The organism is Shinella sp. 838 (assembly GCF_029623935.1).
Classification (GTDB): Bacteria; Pseudomonadota; Alphaproteobacteria; order Rhizobiales; family Rhizobiaceae; genus Shinella.
In genome coordinates this window covers 1,289,648-1,306,453 of the sequence record NZ_JARSBQ010000001.1, presented here as the reverse complement: position 1 = coordinate 1,306,453, position 16,806 = coordinate 1,289,648, and the positions used below count along the sequence as shown (strand labels likewise).

The 16,806-nt window shown below is 63.9% G+C and carries 16 protein-coding genes; 5 read left to right on the top strand and 11 right to left on the bottom strand.

The window, feature by feature from the left end; all coding sequences use genetic code 11:
• Positions 1–11: 11 nt before the first annotated feature.
• Genes P9A16_RS06180 through P9A16_RS06170 form a run of 3 tightly spaced genes read right to left on the bottom strand, consistent with a single transcriptional unit; the run spans position 12 to position 2,156 of the window.
• Positions 12–407: a Fur family transcriptional regulator gene (locus P9A16_RS06180; protein WP_023515521.1), complete on the bottom strand. Its 396-nt coding sequence runs from the start codon at positions 405–407 to the stop codon at positions 12–14.
• On the bottom strand, positions 404–1,234 hold the full coding sequence (gene znuB / locus P9A16_RS06175) for a zinc ABC transporter permease subunit ZnuB (protein WP_023515520.1): 831 nt from the start codon (positions 1,232–1,234) through the stop codon (positions 404–406). Before znuB ends, P9A16_RS06180 begins: the two co-directional genes overlap by 4 nt.
• Positions 1,227–2,156: an ATP-binding cassette domain-containing protein gene (locus P9A16_RS06170; protein ID WP_023515519.1), complete on the bottom strand. Its 930-nt coding sequence runs from the start codon at positions 2,154–2,156 to the stop codon at positions 1,227–1,229. The genes znuB and P9A16_RS06170 overlap by 8 nt, the downstream gene beginning before the upstream one ends.
• 99 nt (positions 2,157–2,255) lie before the next feature.
• On the opposite strand from P9A16_RS06170, the gene znuA reads away from it, so the two are divergent.
• Both znuA and zigA read left to right on the top strand, forming a co-directional pair.
• Positions 2,256–3,272 (top strand): zinc ABC transporter substrate-binding protein ZnuA, encoded by a 1,017-nt coding sequence (znuA, locus tag P9A16_RS06165; protein ID WP_023515518.1) that lies wholly within the window; start codon positions 2,256–2,258, stop codon positions 3,270–3,272.
• 242 nt (positions 3,273–3,514) lie between these two features.
• On the top strand, positions 3,515–4,720 hold the full coding sequence (gene zigA, locus P9A16_RS06160) for a zinc metallochaperone GTPase ZigA (RefSeq protein ID WP_023515517.1): 1,206 nt from the start codon (positions 3,515–3,517) through the stop codon (positions 4,718–4,720).
• 46 nt (positions 4,721–4,766) lie between these two features.
• Here zigA and mgrA read toward each other — a convergent pair whose 3' ends face one another.
• From mgrA to P9A16_RS06125, 7 genes are all read right to left on the bottom strand, one after another.
• Positions 4,767–5,798 carry an L-glyceraldehyde 3-phosphate reductase gene (gene mgrA, locus P9A16_RS06155; protein ID WP_023515516.1) on the bottom strand — a complete coding sequence of 344 codons (1,032 nt, stop codon included), beginning with the start codon at positions 5,796–5,798 and terminating at the stop codon, positions 4,767–4,769.
• Between the two features lie 212 nt (positions 5,799–6,010).
• Positions 6,011–7,144: a Gfo/Idh/MocA family protein gene (locus P9A16_RS06150; RefSeq protein WP_023515920.1), complete on the bottom strand. Its 1,134-nt coding sequence runs from the start codon at positions 7,142–7,144 to the stop codon at positions 6,011–6,013.
• Between the two features lie 12 nt (positions 7,145–7,156).
• Positions 7,157–7,918, bottom strand: coding sequence for a sugar phosphate isomerase/epimerase family protein (locus P9A16_RS06145; RefSeq protein WP_023515921.1), 762 nt, complete (start codon positions 7,916–7,918; stop codon positions 7,157–7,159).
• Between the two features lie 63 nt (positions 7,919–7,981).
• Complete coding sequence (locus tag P9A16_RS06140; RefSeq protein ID WP_023515922.1) at positions 7,982–9,064, bottom strand: ABC transporter ATP-binding protein; 1,083 nt, start codon at positions 9,062–9,064, stop codon at positions 7,982–7,984.
• A 3-nt stretch (positions 9,065–9,067) separates the two neighbouring features.
• Complete coding sequence (locus P9A16_RS06135) at positions 9,068–9,997, bottom strand: carbohydrate ABC transporter permease (protein WP_023515923.1); 930 nt, start codon at positions 9,995–9,997, stop codon at positions 9,068–9,070.
• Entirely contained in the window at positions 9,990–10,892 is a 903-nt protein-coding gene (locus P9A16_RS06130; protein WP_023515924.1) for a carbohydrate ABC transporter permease, read from the bottom strand. Before P9A16_RS06130 ends, P9A16_RS06135 begins: the two co-directional genes overlap by 8 nt.
• A 128-nt stretch (positions 10,893–11,020) precedes the next feature.
• Positions 11,021–12,256: an ABC transporter substrate-binding protein gene (locus P9A16_RS06125; RefSeq protein WP_037408037.1), complete on the bottom strand. Its 1,236-nt coding sequence runs from the start codon at positions 12,254–12,256 to the stop codon at positions 11,021–11,023.
• A gap of 422 nt (positions 12,257–12,678) precedes the next feature.
• Here P9A16_RS06125 and P9A16_RS06120 point away from each other — a divergent pair, with 422 nt between their 5' ends.
• Complete coding sequence (locus P9A16_RS06120) at positions 12,679–13,722, top strand: LacI family transcriptional regulator (protein WP_023515926.1); 1,044 nt, start codon at positions 12,679–12,681, stop codon at positions 13,720–13,722.
• A 127-nt stretch (positions 13,723–13,849) separates the two neighbouring features.
• On the top strand, positions 13,850–15,103 hold the full coding sequence (locus P9A16_RS06115) for an MFS transporter (RefSeq protein WP_278025575.1): 1,254 nt from the start codon (positions 13,850–13,852) through the stop codon (positions 15,101–15,103).
• Between the two features lie 74 nt (positions 15,104–15,177).
• Here the strand turns inward: P9A16_RS06115 and gndA are convergent, their stop codons facing one another.
• A complete protein-coding gene (gene gndA, locus P9A16_RS06110; RefSeq protein WP_023513302.1) occupies positions 15,178–16,608 on the bottom strand; it encodes an NADP-dependent phosphogluconate dehydrogenase in 1,431 nt (476 codons plus the stop codon).
• Positions 16,609–16,635: 27 nt separating this feature from the next.
• Between gndA and P9A16_RS06105 the strand changes: the two genes are divergently transcribed.
• On the top strand, positions 16,636–16,797 hold the full coding sequence (locus P9A16_RS06105; protein WP_156032031.1) for a hypothetical protein: 162 nt from the start codon (positions 16,636–16,638) through the stop codon (positions 16,795–16,797).
• Positions 16,798–16,806 lie beyond the last annotated feature (9 nt).

Genomic DNA, 16,806 nt, shown 5'->3' with positions numbered 1-16,806 from the left:
GCGGAAGCGCTCTAGGCACAGCCCGCACAGGTGCCGCGAATCTCGATCGTCGTTTTGCCGGTCTTGAAATTGCGGTCCATCGCAAAGCCCTTCAGCCGGTCCTCGATGACGTGGTCATGGAACTCGGTGACCTTGCCGCAGGTCTCGCAGATCGTGAAGGCGGTGATGCCGTGGGCGTGACAGCCGTCCTCCGGATGGGCGCAGGCGACGAAGGCATTGATGCTTTCGAGCCGGTGCACGAGGCCGAATTCCAGCAGCTTGTCGAGGGCCCGGTAGACCTGCAGCGGTGCACGAAACCCGTTGTCGCGCAGCTTGTCGAGGATCGAATAGGCGCTCAGCGGGCCTTCGGAATGCGACAGCACGTCGAAGACGAGGCCCTGGTTGCGCGTCAATGGTTGCGTGGTCATGCCCGACCTCCCTGGCTTGCTGGCGAATGATCCGCTCCGCTCGTCCTCGGCCTGGTGAGCAGGCTTAGAATGAACAGAGCCAGGGCTGCAACCACGATCGAGGGACCTGAGGGCGTGTCGAATTTCAAGGAACCGAAGAGCCCGCCGACAACGGCGAGTGCCCCGACGACCGAGGCGAGCACCGCCATGATCTCCGGGCTCGTGGAAAAGCGCCGGGCCGTGGCCGCGGGAATGATCAGCAGCGAGGTGATCAGCAGGATGCCGACGATCTTCATGGCGATGGCGATGACGAGTGCCATCAGGAGCATGAAGGCAAGCCGCGTGCGTTCCGGCTGCAGGCCTTCCGCCTCCGCCAGTTCCGGGTTCACCGTCGAGGCGATCAGCGGGCGCCACAACCAGATAATGGCGAAGGTGACGAGCACGCCGCCGCCCCAGACGAGGTCCACGTCGGCGCGCGTGACGGCGAGAATGTCACCGAACAGGAAGCCGACGAGGTCGATGCGCACCCAGGTCATGAAGGAGACGATGACGAGGCCGATCGCCAGCGTCGCATGCGAGAGGATGCCGAGCAGCGCGTCGGTGGAAAGCGTGCCACGCCTTTGCAACAGCAGGAGGAGAAGCGAGACGGACGCGGCGACGATGAAAACGGAGAGCAGAAGGTTGAACTCCATCAACAGCGACAGCGCGACGCCGAGCAGCGCCGAATGCGCCATCGTGTCGCCGAAATAGGCCATGCGCCGCCAGACGACGAAACAGCCGAGCGGCCCGGCGGTGATCGCCAGTCCCACGCCGGCAACGAGGGCACGGATGAAGAAATCGTCAAGCATCGCGCCGCTCCTCGCCGCTGCGGGCCGGCGCCGGTCCGTGGTCGCAGCCGCAGTTCGGGCCATGCACATGGCCGATGCGCATCGGCCCTGCCCGCCCGCCGGTCGGCAGGATATCGACGGAGCGCCCGTCTTCAGGCCGGCAATCGTCGGTGATCGAGCCGTCGGCATGCAGCACCCGGCCGTCCGGCAGGTGCGTATGGTCGTGGTTGTGGTTGTAGAAAGCGAGCGTCTGGCCGGCACGGGCGCCGAACAGCTTCAGATATTCCGGGCTCTGGCTCACGGTCTCCGGCGTCCCGCGGCAACAGACATGGCCGTTGAGGCAGATGACGGTGTCGGTCTCCGCCATCACCACATGCAGGTCGTGCGAGATCAGCAGGATGCCGCAGCCCGTGGTGTTGCGGATCGTCTTGATGAGGTCGTAGAGCGCGATCTCACCGGAAAAATCGACGCCCTGCACCGGCTCGTCGAGCACCAGGAGGTCCGGCTTGCGGGCGATCGCCCGGGCCAGCAGCGCACGCTGGAACTCGCCGCCCGACAGGTGCTGCACCTCTGCGCGCGCGAGATGCCGGATGCCGGTCGCCTCCAGCGCGGCATCGATCTCCGCGCCCTTCAGCGGCGAGGTCAGCGTCATCAGCCGGTCAACGGTGAGCGGCATGGTCCAGTCGATCGACAGCTTCTGCGGCACGTATCCGACCTTGAGGCCGGCCTTGCGCTCCACCCGGCCCTCGTCGGCCTTCAGCACGCCGATCGCCGTCTTGGCCGTCGTCGACTTGCCGGACCCGTTGGGGCCGATCAATGTGACGATCTCGCCCGGTGCAATGGAGAACTCCACGCCGCGCACGAGCCAGCGGCCCTGGCGACGAACGCCGACGCCCGCAAGCGAGACGAGCGGCTGGACGGTCTTGGTGGGGGTCTGCAGCATCATTTTTCCAAAAGCCTGTTGCGTCAGGGTATGGCACACGTTATAGCATAACGCAATTGATGTAATAACATTACATTGCAGTTCAAGACGGAGATCCCCATGCAAAAGGCCGTTCGCACCCTCCTCCTCACCACAGCGCTTTTTTCCGCCGGCACCATCGCCGCGCGGGCCGAGACGCCTGACGTGGTCGTGTCGATCAAGCCGATCCATTCGCTCGTCACCGCGATCATGCAGGGCGTCGGCGAGCCGGCCTTGATCGTCGAGGGCGGCGCCTCGCCGCATACCTATGCCTTGAAGCCGTCCAATGCGGCTGCCCTGCAGGATGCGGACGTGGTCTTCTGGGTGGGGCACGGCCTCGAAGCCTTCCTCGAAAAGCCGCTTGAAGCGCTCGGCGGCAAGGCGACCGTCGTGGAACTGGAGGATGCGCCCGGCCTCAAAAAACTGCCCTTCCGTGAAGGTGGCCCGTTCGAGGCACATGACCATGAGGGCGAGGACGGACACGATCACGCCCATGGCGAGGAAGGCCACGACCACGGCAAGGAGGCAGACGGCGGCCATGCCGGGGAAGCCGGGCACGAAGGGCATGAACACGGCACCTTCGACATGCATCTCTGGCTGAGCCCGGACAATGCCCGCGCCATCGCCGCCGAAGCCGCCCGTGTCCTGTCGGAAAAGGATCCCGACCATGCCGCCGCCTATCAGGCGAACCTTGCGGCGCTCACCGAGAAGCTCGGCGCACTCGACAAGGAGATCGCGGAAACCGTCGCCCCCGTGAAGGACAAGCCCTTCATCGTCTTCCACGACGCCTACCAGTATTTCGAGCACCATTACGGCGTGGCCACCGCCGGCTCCATCACCGTCAGCCCGGAAACCATGCCCGGCGCCGCCCGCCTCACGGAAATCCGCGAGAAGGTGAAGACGCTTGGCGCAACCTGCGTCTTCGCCGAGCCGCAGTTCGAACCCAAGCTGGTGAACGTCGTCATCGAAGGCACCGACGCGAAATCCGGAACGCTCGACCCGGAAGCCGCCACGCTGGAGCCCGGCGCGGACCTCTACTTCACCCTGATGCGGAGCATTGCGACCTCGCTGCGCGATTGCCTCGGTCAGAAAGGCTGAGTGCGACCCGGAATGGACCCGTGATCCGCTCCCCGACCGGTGAGCACGGCACGCTCACCTTCCTCCGTCATGCGCGGGCCTGATCCGGGCATCCAAGATCGGGCATGCCGGCCGGGTAGCCGGGGCAAGCCCGGAAATGCGGTGCGAACCGGTCGATAGGATGAACACACGAACGAGGCGGGAGCATCCCGCCTTTTTCGGCCCCAAAAATGTAATAGTATAACATTAAGAGGCAATCGCCCATGGACAACCGCCTTCCCGTCACCGTCCTCTCCGGCTTCCTCGGCGCCGGCAAGACGACGCTGCTCAACCATGTTCTGAACAACCGCAGCGGCCTGCGTGTCGCGGTCATCGTCAACGACATGAGCGAGGTCAACATCGACGCCGCCCTCATCCGCGACGGCGGGGCCGACCTTTCACGCACCGACGAACAGCTCGTCGAGATGACGAACGGCTGCATCTGCTGCACGCTGCGCGACGACCTCCTCGCCGAGGTCCGCCGGCTGGCGGAGATGAACCGCTTCGACTACCTGCTGATCGAATCGAGCGGCATTTCCGAGCCGCTGCCCGTCGCCACCACCTTCGATTTCCGCGACGAGAACGGCCTGAGCCTGTCGGATGTCGCCCGGCTGGACACGATGGTGACGGTCGTCGATGCCGCCAACCTGCTGAAGGACTATGCGTCCGAGGACTTTCTCGCCGATCGCGGCGAAACGGCGGGCGAAGGCGACACGCGCACGCTGGTGGAACTGCTCGTCGAACAGATCGAATTTTCCGATGTCATCGTGCTCAACAAGACCGGCGCGGCGAGCCCCGACGACCTTCGCGCGGCACGCCAGATCGTCGGCAGCCTCAACAGCTCCGCCCGCATCGTCGAAACGGATTTCGGCCGCGTCGAGCTCGCCGACATCCTCGGCACCAGCCGCTTCGATTTCGAGAAGGCGAGCGAACACCCGCTCTGGTTCAAGGAACTGCACGGCTTCAGGGACCATGTGCCGGAGACCGAAGAATACGGCATCCGCTCCTTCGTCTACCGTGCGAAGAAACCCTTCCATCCGGCCCGCTTCAAGGCCTTCCTCGGCGAGACCTGGCCCGGCGTCGTCCGCGCCAAGGGCTTCTTCTGGCTTGCCACCCGGCCGCACCATGTCGGCGAGCTGAGCCAGGCGGGCGCGCTGGTCCGGAGCGGCCGGCTCGGTCTCTGGTGGGCCGCCGTGCCGCGCCAGCACTGGCCGCAGGATCGGGCGGCAGTGGAGGCCATTGCCAGCGCCTCGGATCCCGTCTGGGGCGACCGGCGGCAGGAGCTCGTCTTCATCGGCGCGGACCCGATGGATGAAGCCGCGCTCCGCCGCCGGCTGGACGCCTGTCTTGTCGAGGCGGAAACATTCGAGCCTGCCCGCTGGGCAAACCTGCCGGACCCCTTCCCGCTCTGGGCCCGCAAGGCGGGATAAGCGGATGAGGTGCTCGCCCGGCCTTGCGGCCGGGCGAGCCATCCCGTCAGTCGAGTTCGGCGGACTTCTTCCAGAGGTTGATGTCCGCACCCTGGCTGTAGGTGTCGATCGCAGCCAGTTCTTCCGCGGTAAAGTCCGGCTTTTCCAGTGCCTTGACGCAGTCGACGATCTGCGCGGAGCGGCTGGCACCGATCAGCGCGGAGGTGATGCGTCCGCCGCGCAGCACCCAGGCGATCGCCATCTGGGCCAACGTCTGGCCGCGCCGCTCGGCGATCTCGTTCAGCTTGCGGACATTGTCGATGATCTCGGGGCGGATGAAGTCCGTCTTGAGGAAGTGGTTCAGCGCCGCGCGGCTGTCACCCGGAATGCCCCCGAGATATTTCGCGGTCAGCATGCCCTGCGCCAGCGGCGAAAAGACGATGGAACCGATGCCGAGTTCATCCAGCGTATCGACGAGGCCATCCGTCTCGATCCAGCGGTTGAGCATGGAATAGCTCGGCTGGTGGATGATGCAGGGCGTGCCAAGGTCCTTCAGGATCGCCGCCGCCTCGCGGGTGCGCTGCGAATTGTAGGAGGAGATGCCGACATAGAGCGCGCGGCCGGAGCGCACGATATGGTCGAGTGCGCCGCAGGTTTCTTCGAGCGGCGTCTCCGGATCGAAGCGGTGGGAATAGAAGATGTCGACATAGTCGAGACCCATGCGCTTCAGGCTCTGGTCGCAGGAGGCGATCAGGTACTTGCGGCTGCCCCACTCGCCATAGGGACCCGGCCACATGTCGTAACCGGCCTTCGAGGAAATGATCAGCTCGTCGCGCAGATGGGCGAAATCCGTGCGCAGGATCTCGCCGAAGGCGATTTCGGCCGTGCCGGGTGGCGGGCCGTAATTGTTGGCGAGGTCGAAATGGGTAATGCCGAGGTCGAAGGCAGTGCGGCACATATCGACTTTACGGTCATGCGGCGTGTCGTCGCCGAAATTGTGCCAGAGCCCGAGCGAGATCGCCGGCAGCTTCAGGCCGGTCCGTCCCAGCCGGTTGTAGGTCATCGTGTCGTAACGGTTTTCCGCAGGCTGCCAGGCCATGATAAATTCCTTCGTTCGTTCGTGGCGAGTCTCAATACCGCTCTCCTGCGCATCGCGACAAGAGGCTTTTCCCCCTCTCCCCGCAAGCGGAGAGAGGGGACTTGCCCCACGAACGGGTATTGGCTGGGGAGAACGGTGCGGCATGTCCCCTTCGCCCCGCTTGCGGGGAGAAGGTGGCCGGCAGGCCGGATGAGGGGCGGCCGCGGACAATATTACCGCAAAAGCGCCCGCGCCTCCTCGATGCCCAACGCCGCAGGCTGCGTGCAGGTCGTCACGATATCCACCGCCCTGCCCTCCCCGGCCGAGCGCAGGATCGCGGTCAGGACGTCGATCGTGTGCAGCGAGCGGTCGAGCGAGCAGCGATAGTCGCGGCCGGTCGTCACCGCCTCCATCATGTCGGCAAGGCCGATGCCGCGGTAGTTCGCCTGTCGGCCCCAGTCGAACTGGTAGTTCTGCGCCGTCAGCGGGTGGTCCCAAACCTCCACCGCGACAGGCTCGCGGTCCGTGCCGGCGACCTCCACCGTGCCGCCGAAGAAATTCGGATCAGGCACGAAGACGGCGCCTTCGGTGCCGTAGAGTTCCATGTTCTGGTGGCGATGCGCCCAGACGTCCCAGCTCGCCATCAGCGAGACCTGCGCGCCGCTGACGAAGTCGAGGATGGCATGGATGTTCGTCGCGACGGCCACCGGCACCTTCTCGCCGAGACGGGGACCGTTACCGATGGTGCGCGCCTCATACGCCCGGTTTGCGAGCGCCACGACGCGCCGCACCGGCCCGACGAGATTGACGAGGTTGTTGACGTAGTAAGGCCCCATATCGAGGACCGGCCCGCCACCCGGCGCGAAGAAGAAGTCCGGGTTCGGATGCCAGCTCTCCATGCCCGGCCCCAGCACATGCGCGGTGCCGGACATGATCTTGCCGACCCTGCCGCTGTCGATGAGATGGCGCACGAACTGGTGCGCGCCGCCAAGATAGGTATCCGGCGCCGAACCGACCTTCAGCCCCCTGGCATCGGCGATGCGACGGAGATCCTCGCCCTGCTCCAGCGTCAGCACGAACGGTTTTTCGGAATAGACATGCTTTCCGGCCTCCAGCGCCCTTTTCGAGACCGGGTAGTGTGCCTCCGGCACCGTCAGGTTGACGACGACATCGACGGAAGGGTTGGCGAGCAGCGCCTCGATCTCCTGCGCTTCCACGCCGAACGCCTCCGACCGCGCTCTGGATGCGGCAGGGTTGATGTCGGCGCAGGCGACGAGCCTCAGGTTCCTGAACGTCGGGATCAGCCTGAAATAGGCACTCGAAATGTTGCCGCAGCCGATGATGCCGACTCCGTATTCCTTGCTCATGGCGGTCAGTCCTTAAAATGCCTTGATGGTCGCGATCGAACGCGTGGCGAGCCGTGCGATATCCTTGGGGTTGTCATGTTCGACGATGAAATGCCGCACGGGCGAGCCGGCGAGCGCCTTGGCCAGATCCGCCCAGGGCACGATACCGTGGCCGACATCCGCCCAGCCGTCCTCGTCGGCATTCTCGCCTTTCGGCGCGATGTCCTTGACGTGCACGGCGGTGATGCGATCGCCGTATTTTCTGATCCAGGCGAAGGGATCCGCACCGCCACGGATGATCCAGGCGATATCCGCCTCCCAGGCAAGGTCCGGACCACCGGCAAAGAGGTGATCCAGCGGCACCGTACCGTCGGGCAGCGTGAAGAACTCGAAGTCATGATTGTGCCAGCCGAAGGTAAGACCGTCCTTGCGGATTGGCTCGCCGGCCTTCTGCAGGCGCTCGCCGAAGGCGCGCCAGCCGGCAGCGTCCGTCGGACGGTCCTCCGGCAGGAGATAAGGGCAGTAGACAGCGACGATGCCGAGCGTGCGGCAGATGGCAAGCACGCGTTCCGGCTCGCTCTCAAGCATATCGAGGCTGAAATGGGCGGTCGGCATGGTGAGACCGTTCGCATCGAGATCGGCCTTCACCGCAAGGATCGCCGCATCGTCGAGCGCGGCATAGAGGGCGCCATACCCCTCCACCTGCTTGTAGCCTGCCTCGGCAAGAATGCGGAAAACCGCCGAAAAAGGCTGGAAGTCACGGGCGCTGTAAAGCTGGAAACTGACTGTCTGCATCAAGAAATCCTCGTCTTGCTGAAAGTGGAAAACCGGCTTGAAGGTAGGCAAGCCGTGCCGGCCCTAGATCCGCTCCTCCGTCTGCGCATCGAACAGCGAGGCGAGCCCCATGTCGAAGGCGAGCGTGACGGCGGTTCCCGGCGCAAAGCGCCGCGCCCCACCGACGCGGACGGAAAGGGTATGACCGGCATGTCTGAGCCAGAGCAGGTTGTCGGCCCCCATCGGCTCCTCGATGTCGACGGTCGCCTTGTGGGTCTCGATGCCCTCGGCATTGACCGCGACATGTTCCGGCCGCACGCCGAGCACGACGCTCCGGCCGGGCTGGAGCAGGTCCAACGCGCGATAGCCGTCGAGCGCGAAATCGACGCCATTGGTCGCGAAGACCGGCCTGCCGTCCCGCGCTGCAATCTCGCCGCGCAAAAAATTCATCGACGGGGAGCCGATGAAGCCGGCGACGAACATGTTTTTCGGCGCATTGTAGATCGTGTTGGGATCGGCGAGCTGCTGGATGACACCGCTCTTCATAATGGCGATGCGGTCGGCGAGCGTCAGCGCCTCGATCTGGTCGTGGGTGACGTAGACCATCGTGTTCTTCAGCGACTGGTGCAGCCGCTTGATTTCCACACGCAGTTCCGAGCGCAGTTTCGCATCGAGATTGGAGAGCGGCTCGTCGAACAGGAAGACGTCGACATCGCGCACCAGCGCCCGGCCGATCGCCACGCGTTGACGCTGGCCACCGGAGAGTTCCGAGGGCTTGCGCTTGAGGAGCGGACCGATCTGCAGGATTTCGGCGGCGCGGGCGATTCGCTTGTCGATCTCCGGCTTGGGCACCTTGGCGACCTGCAGACCGAAGGAGAGGTTTTTCTCCACCGTCATCTGCGGGTAGAGCGCGTAGGACTGGAACACCATGCCGATGCCGCGGTCCTTCGGCTCCTCCCAGGTGACGTTCTTGTTCTTGATGAAGACCTGCCCGCCGGTCGGCTCCAGAAGGCCGGCGATGCAGTTGAGCAGGGTCGATTTCCCGCAGCCGGACGAACCGAGAAGCACCAGGAACTCGCCGTCGCCGATGTCGAGATTGAGGTTTTCCAGCACGTTGACCGCGCCGAAGCTGAGCGAAAGGTCCTTGATCGATACGGAGTTCTGCATGGCTTATCCCTTCACGGCGCCGGCGGCGATGCCGCGGACGAAGAGACGCCCCGACACGAAATAGACGATGAGCGGAACCGCGCCTGTCAGCAGCGTCGCGGCCATGTTGACGTTGTATTCCTTCACCCCCTGCACGGAGTTGACGATGTTGTTGAGCTGCACGGTCATCGGGTAGACCTCCGGCCGGGTGAAGACGACACCGAAGAGGAAGTCGTTCCAGATCCCGGTAATCTGCAGGATCATCGCGACGACGAAGATCGGCAGCGACATGGGCAGCATGATGCGCAGGTAAATCTGCCAGAACCCTGCCCCGTCGATGCGCGCCGCCTTGAACAGTTCCTCCGGGAGCGCGGAAAAATAGTTTCGGAAGAGCAGCGTCAGGATCGGCATGCCGAAGATGGTGTGTACCAGGACGAGGCCGGTCAGCGTGCCGTAGATCCCCATTTCGCGCAGCACGATGACGATCGGATAGATCATCACCTGATACGGAATGAAGGCCCCGACGATGAGGATGGTGAAGAAGACATCCGCGCCTCTGAACTTCCAGTTGGCGAGCGCGTAGCCGTTGACCGAGGCGACGAGGATGGAGATCAGCGTCGAGGGCACGGTGATGCGCACGGAATTCCAGAAGCCGCGAGACAGGCCATCACAGTTGAGGCCGGTGCAGGCGCTGGCCCAGGCCTTCGCCCAGGGTTCGAAAGTGATTTCCAGCGGCGGCGAAAAGATGTTGCCGAGGCGGATTTCCGGCATGCCCTTCAGCGAGGTGACGATCATGACGTAGAGCGGCAGCAGATAGTAGAGCGCGGCGACGAAGAGCGTGCCGTAGAGCATGATGTTGCGGCCGGAAAGGGCACGGCGAGGCTTGGCGCCCCAGGGCTCCGCACCGGCTTTGGCAGCGGCTGCGGGAGCGGAAAGAATGACGCTGTCAGACACGCTTGCGCCCTCCGAATTCGAGGTAGGCCCAGGGGATGATGATGATGGCGACCGTGACGAGCATCATGGTGGAGGCGGCAAAGCCCTGCCCGAGATTTTGGGCCTGGAACATGTAGTCGTAGACGTATTTCGCCGGCACCTCCGAGGCGATACCCGGCCCGCCGCTCGTCTGCGCCACCACGAGGTCATAGACCTTGACGATGCCGCTGGCGATGATGACGAGGGTGGTGATGAAGACGGGGCGCATCATCGGGATGACGATGAAGAGATAGGTCTTCCACATCGGGATACCGTCGACGCGCGCCGCCTTCCAGATGTCCTCGTCAATGCCGCGAAGCCCCGCAAGCAGCAGGCACATGACAAGCCCCGTGCCCTGCCAGAGGCCGGCAATCAGCACGCCGTAGATGACGATCTGCGCATCGTAGAGCGGATCGAAGGCAAAGCTTTCCCAGCCGAGCGAACGCACGACGGATTGCACGCCAAACTCCGGATTGAGGATCCACTGCCACACGAGGCCAGTGACAATGAAGGACAGCGCGAAGGGAAAGAGGAAGATCGTGCGAAACGTGTTTTCGAAGCGGATCTTCTGGTCCATCAGCGCCGCCAGCACGAACCCCATGACGAGGCTGAAGACCAGTGTCAGCGCGCCGTAGATCGCGAGATTCTGGATCGAGACGATCCAGCGCGGCGCATCCCACAGGCGCTCATACTGGTCGAGGCCGACGAACTTCGCCCGTGGCAGTAGCTTCGAATTGGTGAACGAATAGACGACCGTACAGATCGTGCCGCCGAGAAAGATGACGACGGCGGTGAGCATCATGGGAATGGAGGCAATCTTGGAACTGAGATTGCGCAGCAGTTTACGGGGACGACCGGTGTGTGCCTGGCCCGTCATGGGTCACTTCCTCCTTGGTCTCGATCAGGGATGTGCCCCGCGAGGGGCGCCACCGGCCAGCGGCAAGCCACCGGCCGATGCATTCACCCGCAATTCCGGAGGCAGACCCGCCGGAATTGCCCACCCGATCAGTCCGCCGAAGCGATGATGTCGGTGAACCGCTTCTGCGCATCTTCCGGCGTCATCGCGGGATTGGCGAAGAATTCGGAGAAGAGGTCCTCCTTCTGCTTCTGGCTGTCGGCCGTCAGAAGCTGGTCTGTGCCCTCGATCACATTGCCCTTGGCGAGGATGTCGAGGCCCTTCTTCATGCAGTCGTTCGCCGCCGCAAGATCGACGTCGCCCCGAACGGGAAGCGAGCCTTTCTTGAGGTTGAACGCCACCTGGGTGACCGGGGAGAGCAACGTGGAGGCCAGCACTTCCTGCGCCTTGGACTTCTCCGCATCCGCCAGAACCGGGAAATAGAAAGCATCGCCGCCGGTCGAGATGACCTCGTTCACGCCGAGGCCCGGAAGGCAGGTATAATCCTTGCCGGCCACCTTGCCGGCGAGCGCGAACTCGCCCTGCGCCCAGTCGCCCATGATCTGGCCGCCGGCCTTGCCCGTTATCACCATATTGGTCGCCTGGTTCCAGTCCTGCACATTCGTGCCCTTGGACATGCGCCGCGCATCCTCGGCCGCCTTGAAGACCTTTGCCATGTCAGGACCGGCCGCCACCTCGGCGTCCTTGTCCTTGAACACCGCGTTGAACGTGTCCTTGCCGGCGATCGCCACCATCAGCACGTCGAAGGCACCGGCCGCCTGCCAGGGCTGGCCGCCGAGGGCGAGCGGAACGATGCCGGCCTTTTCCAGCGCGGGCGCGGCGGCAACGAACTCGTCCCAGTTCTTCGGAACAGGCACGCCCGCCGTCTCGAAGGCGGCGTTCGACAGCCACAGCCATTGCCAGGAATGGATGTTGACCGGCGCGCAATAGACCTTGCCGTCGACCGTGCAGCTGTCGAGCAGGCTGGCGGGCTTGACGATCTCCTTCCAGTTCTCGCGCGTCGCCACATCCGTGAGGTCGCGCAGGAGGCCGGCCTCGATCAGCTCCTCCGCCTGGCGCCCGTGATTGAACTGGGTCGCCCCCATCGGGTCGCCGCCGGTGATGCGGCTGACCATGATCGGGCGCGCCGTGCCGCCGGCACCTGCAATCGCGCCATCGACCCATTTGTTGCCCGTCGCATCGAAGGCCTTTGCAAATTCCGCGACCGCCGCAGCCTCCCCGCCCGACGTCCACCAATGGGTCACCTCCAGATCGGTCGCGTTGGCGACGGCAAACGGCAGGACCGCGGTCGCTGCCAGCGCAGCAGCCATAAAGCGCATTTTCATGAGTCTCCTCCCTCACTGAAACGTTGCAGTAAAAACGTAGCCTAATCGTTTTCATCACGCAACAGGAGTGAAAGACAAAAGCGGCTTTTCCGCCCCGCGCAAATTTTACCGACCAGAGAATACCGTATTTCTGGCGAGAAGGGTCGCAACGGGAGCCACGTAAAATCATGTTAAATAATTGTTTATTTTATAAAAAAATGAATATTTGAAAACTGGTACATACGGAAAATTTCGCAAGTGCATAAATTATGGCTTTGCGGTGCAAAACGAGCCCTCCGGCTTACCTGGGCCACCAACGGCGTATTTTTTGCTAGACAAAGAATCTGTATCGTTACAGCTTGAAGCAACTCGTCGCGAGGGAGTGGCGGGCCAAGGTAAAAAATGTATAACCGGTCCAAGGGCGCAGAGGTGGCAGGCGGGGGATGGACAAGACGAAGAGCGAGGGCCCGACCGGAGCGCTTCCACAACCGGGCGAGCGGCCGACGCTGAAGACGATCGCCTTCATGACGGGCCTCGGCATCACCACGGTTTCGCGGGCGCTGAAGGACGCCCCCGATATCGGTGCGGAGACGAAGGAGCGCGTGCGCCTCGTCGCGCGCCAGATCGGCTACCAGCCAAACCGCGCCGGCGTGCGCCTGAGAACCGGCAAGACGAATGTCATCAGCCTGATCCTCAGCCTGGAGGAAGAGATCATGGGCCTGACAAGCCCCATGGTCATCGGCATTTCGGAAGTCCTCGCGACGACCCAGTACCATCTCGTGGTGACACCCTACAGGGCGCAGGGCAATGCGCTGGATCCGGTGCACTACGTGCTGGAAACGGGCGCGGCCGACGGCGTGATCATCTCGCGCACCGAACCGAAGGACCCGCGCGTCGCACTGATGATGGAGCGTAACTTTCCCTTCGCCACGCACGGGCGCACGGAAATGGATCTCGCCCATCCCTACCACGATTTCGACAACGAGCGTTTTGCCTACGAGGCGGTCCGCAAGCTCGTCGAGCGCGGCCGCAAGCGGCTCATCCTGCTGCAGCCGCCACCCTACCTCACCTTCTACCTGCATATGCGGGCAGGGTTCGAAAAGGGCATTCGCGATTTCGGCGCGATGGCGCTGCCCTTCAATCAGGTGAACCTCGACAACAATCTCGTCGATATCCGCAGGGCCGCGGAAGCGCTGTTCAGCGCACCGGACGGGCCCGACGGCATCGTCTCGGGCAGCGGCGGCGGCGCAGTGGCACTGATCGCCGCGCTGGAGGCCAACGGCCGCAAACTCGGCGAGGACATCGACATGGTGTCGAAGGAGCCGCACATGTTCCTGCAATGGCTGCGGCCCGAGGTCGTGACCATGCGCGAGGACATCCGCCTTGCCGGCCGCGAGCTCGCCAAGGCCGTCATCGGCCGCATCGAGGGAGCGGCGCCGGAAGACCTGCAGACCCTCAGCTATCCGATCCCGACGGACGACACCTGACACACGCCCCCTGCCCCGGCTGGCCGGAGCCCCGCTGTGGTCATTTCTGGCCGTTGCGGATCGCTCGTTTTTACGGCACCGCAGAGCGGTCGCGTGAATCAGCACGGCAGGCGGGCAAGGAGCGGTGATGGCCGACGAGAAACAACGACTGAACTATGTGCTGTTCCTCATCGCGGGCGCCGGCCTTGTCAACATCGCAAGGGCGATGACGCTCTCGTTCCTCGCCATCAAGCTGCAGCAGACCTTTGGTCTCGGACCGGCGATGATCGGCATGTTGCTGGGCATCGGTCCGCTCGTCGGCGCGGTCGCCGCACCCTTTGCGGGTTCGCTGTCGGACAAGGTGGGCCGCAAGGCCGTGCTGACGCTTACGCTGCTGTCCATGGCCCTGGCCATGGTCGGCATGGGGGTCGCCGAGACGGTGCTCGCCTTCTGCATCGCCCAGGTCGTCGCGGCCGTCGCGGTTGCGATCAACGAACCGGTTTCCCGCGCGCTGATGAGCGACGTGTGCCCCGAACCGCTGCGTCTCAAATATTTCTCCTGGCGCTACATGGCGATCAATTTCGGCTTTGCCGTCGGCCCGCTGATCGGCATTGCGGCGGGCGCCGCGTCCATGACGCTCTTCATCATCGCCGGCGCCGTCTATGCGATGTTCGCGCTTGCGCTCTACCTGCTGGCCGTGCCGCTGCACCGCAGCGCGGTGGAGCAGGCTTCCACACCGAGACTGTCGGTGCTTCAGAGCATCAAGACCGCGGCCCGCGATGCGCGCCTTGCCTTCTTCGTCGGCGGTGGCACCCTGCTGATCGCCGTATACGGCCAATGGTCGGCCACGCTCGCCCCCTATCTTTCCGGCAGCATACCCGGTGGCGTGGAGATCTTTGCCTACATCGTCTCCATCAACGGCGCGGTCGTCCTGATCGGAAACCCGTTCGCCCGCCGCTTCATAGAACGCGCCGGCGCACTCAATGCCCTCATCGTCGGCTGCCTGCTGTTCCTAGCCGGCGAGCTCGGCTTCCTCTTCTCCTCCGGCCTCTGGGGCCTTGCCATCTCGATGGTCGTTTTCACCATCGGCGAAATCCTGGTCGTCCCGTCGGAATACATGCTGGTCGACGGCATCGCGAACGACCGCAACAGGGGCAGCTATTTCGGCGCCCACTCGTTCTCGAGCCTCGGCAATTTCGTCGGCCCGACCTTCGGCGGCCTCATGCTCGGCGCCTTCGGCGGCCCCGGCATGTTCCTTCTGTTCGCGGGCTTCTCGGTGGCCAGTGCCATCCTGTTTGCGATCGGCGCGAGAATGCCCCCGCCCAAGGCCTCGGCGAAACCTGCACTCGCAGCCCTGTCGGACGGCGCCATCGGCCCGCATCTTCGCGGCGTCTATGCCTGACACAGCCGCAAGACACCCGCAAACGAAAAGGCCCGGTCTTGCGACCGGGCCTTTTCTCATCGTGTCGCCGGATCTCAGGCGTTGAGGCCGGAACCCCACGGACCGTGATGGCTGTCGGCACCGTCGACGCGGTCGAAGCCATGGGCCCCGAAGAAGTCGCGCTGGGCCTGGATGACGTTGGCCGTGCCGCGCGCGCGCCGGTAGCTGTCGAAATAACCGAGCGCAGAGGCGAGCGCAGGGACCGGCAGGCCGTGCAGCGCGGCAGTGGAGACGACGCGGCGCAGCGCCCCGTCGGTTTCCTTGACCATGGCCGCAAAGGCCGGTGTGACGATGAGGTTCGCCGCATCCGGCGCCTTGGTGAAGGCGCTGGTGATCTCGTCGAGGAACTGCGAGCGGATGATGCAGCCGGCACGCCAGATCTTGGCGATGGTCGGCATCGGCAGGTTCCAGCCATATTCCTTCGAGGCGGCGGACATCACGGCAAAGCCCTGCGCATAGGCACCGATCTTGCCAGCCAGCAACGCGCTTTCGAGGTCCTTGATGAAGGCGGCCTTGTCGGCCATGGCGAGTGCCGGCACGTCCGGCAGGCCGAGGATCCTTTCAGCGGCTTCGCGCTCGTTCTTGAACGAGGAGATCGAGCGGGCGGCGACGGCGGCCTCGATGCCGGTCGCCGGCACGCCCATGTTCTGCGCCTCGATGGCGGACCATTTTCCCGTACCCTTCTGGCCGGCCTTGTCGAGGATCATGTCGACCATCGGTCCACCGCCGATCGGGTCCTTGGCGGCAAGAACCGTCTCGGTGATCTCGATCAGATAGGATTCGAGGCGGCCCTTGTTCCATTCGCCGAAGACGGCGCTGATTTCCGACGCGCTCATCTTCAGGCCGTCGCGCAGGATGCCGTAGATCTCGGCGATCATCTGCATGTCGGCATACTCGATGCCGTTGTGGATGGTCTTGACGAAGTGACCGGCGCCGTTCTCGCCGAGCCAGGCGACGCAGGGCTCGTCCTTGTACGTGGCGGCGATCGAGGTCAGCACCTTCTCGACGCGCTTCCACGACTCTTCCGTGCCGCCGACCATGATGGAGGGGCCGTGACGCGCGCCTTCTTCGCCACCGGAAACGCCCATGCCGATGAAGGTAAGGCCGCTGTCCTTCAGCGCATCGAAGCGGCGCATCGTGTCGCGGAAGTTCGCGTTGCCGGCATCGATCATGATGTCGTTCTGTTCGAGATAGGGACGCAGCAGATCCATCTGCTGGTCAACCGCGGCACCGGCCTGGATCATGATGATGATCGGCCGTGGCGGGCGGATGGCGGCAACGAATTCCTCGATCGTCTCGCAAGGGACGATCTGCCCCTTGAGGTCGCCAGCTTCCTCGTAGAACTCCTTCGTGCGCGCCACCGTGCGATTGAAGACTGCGATCTTGTTGCCTTTTTCAGCAATATTGAGCGCAAGGTTGGACCCCATCACGCCGAGACCGATGAGACCGATTTCCGCCTGTGCCACGTTCATACCTCCGTAGGATGGCGCGGCGTGGGATACTTCCAGACCCATGCCGGAAACGCCGCGCAGAAAGAGAGTGAGGAGCTCTGCTCCAGCGGTGGTGTTTTGGCATTCAAATCGATTTACGACAAGGGATTGTTTGTCTTTGGCGGGATTTTCACCGCCATCTGCATGGCGATTCAGATCCCATAATTCACCCGC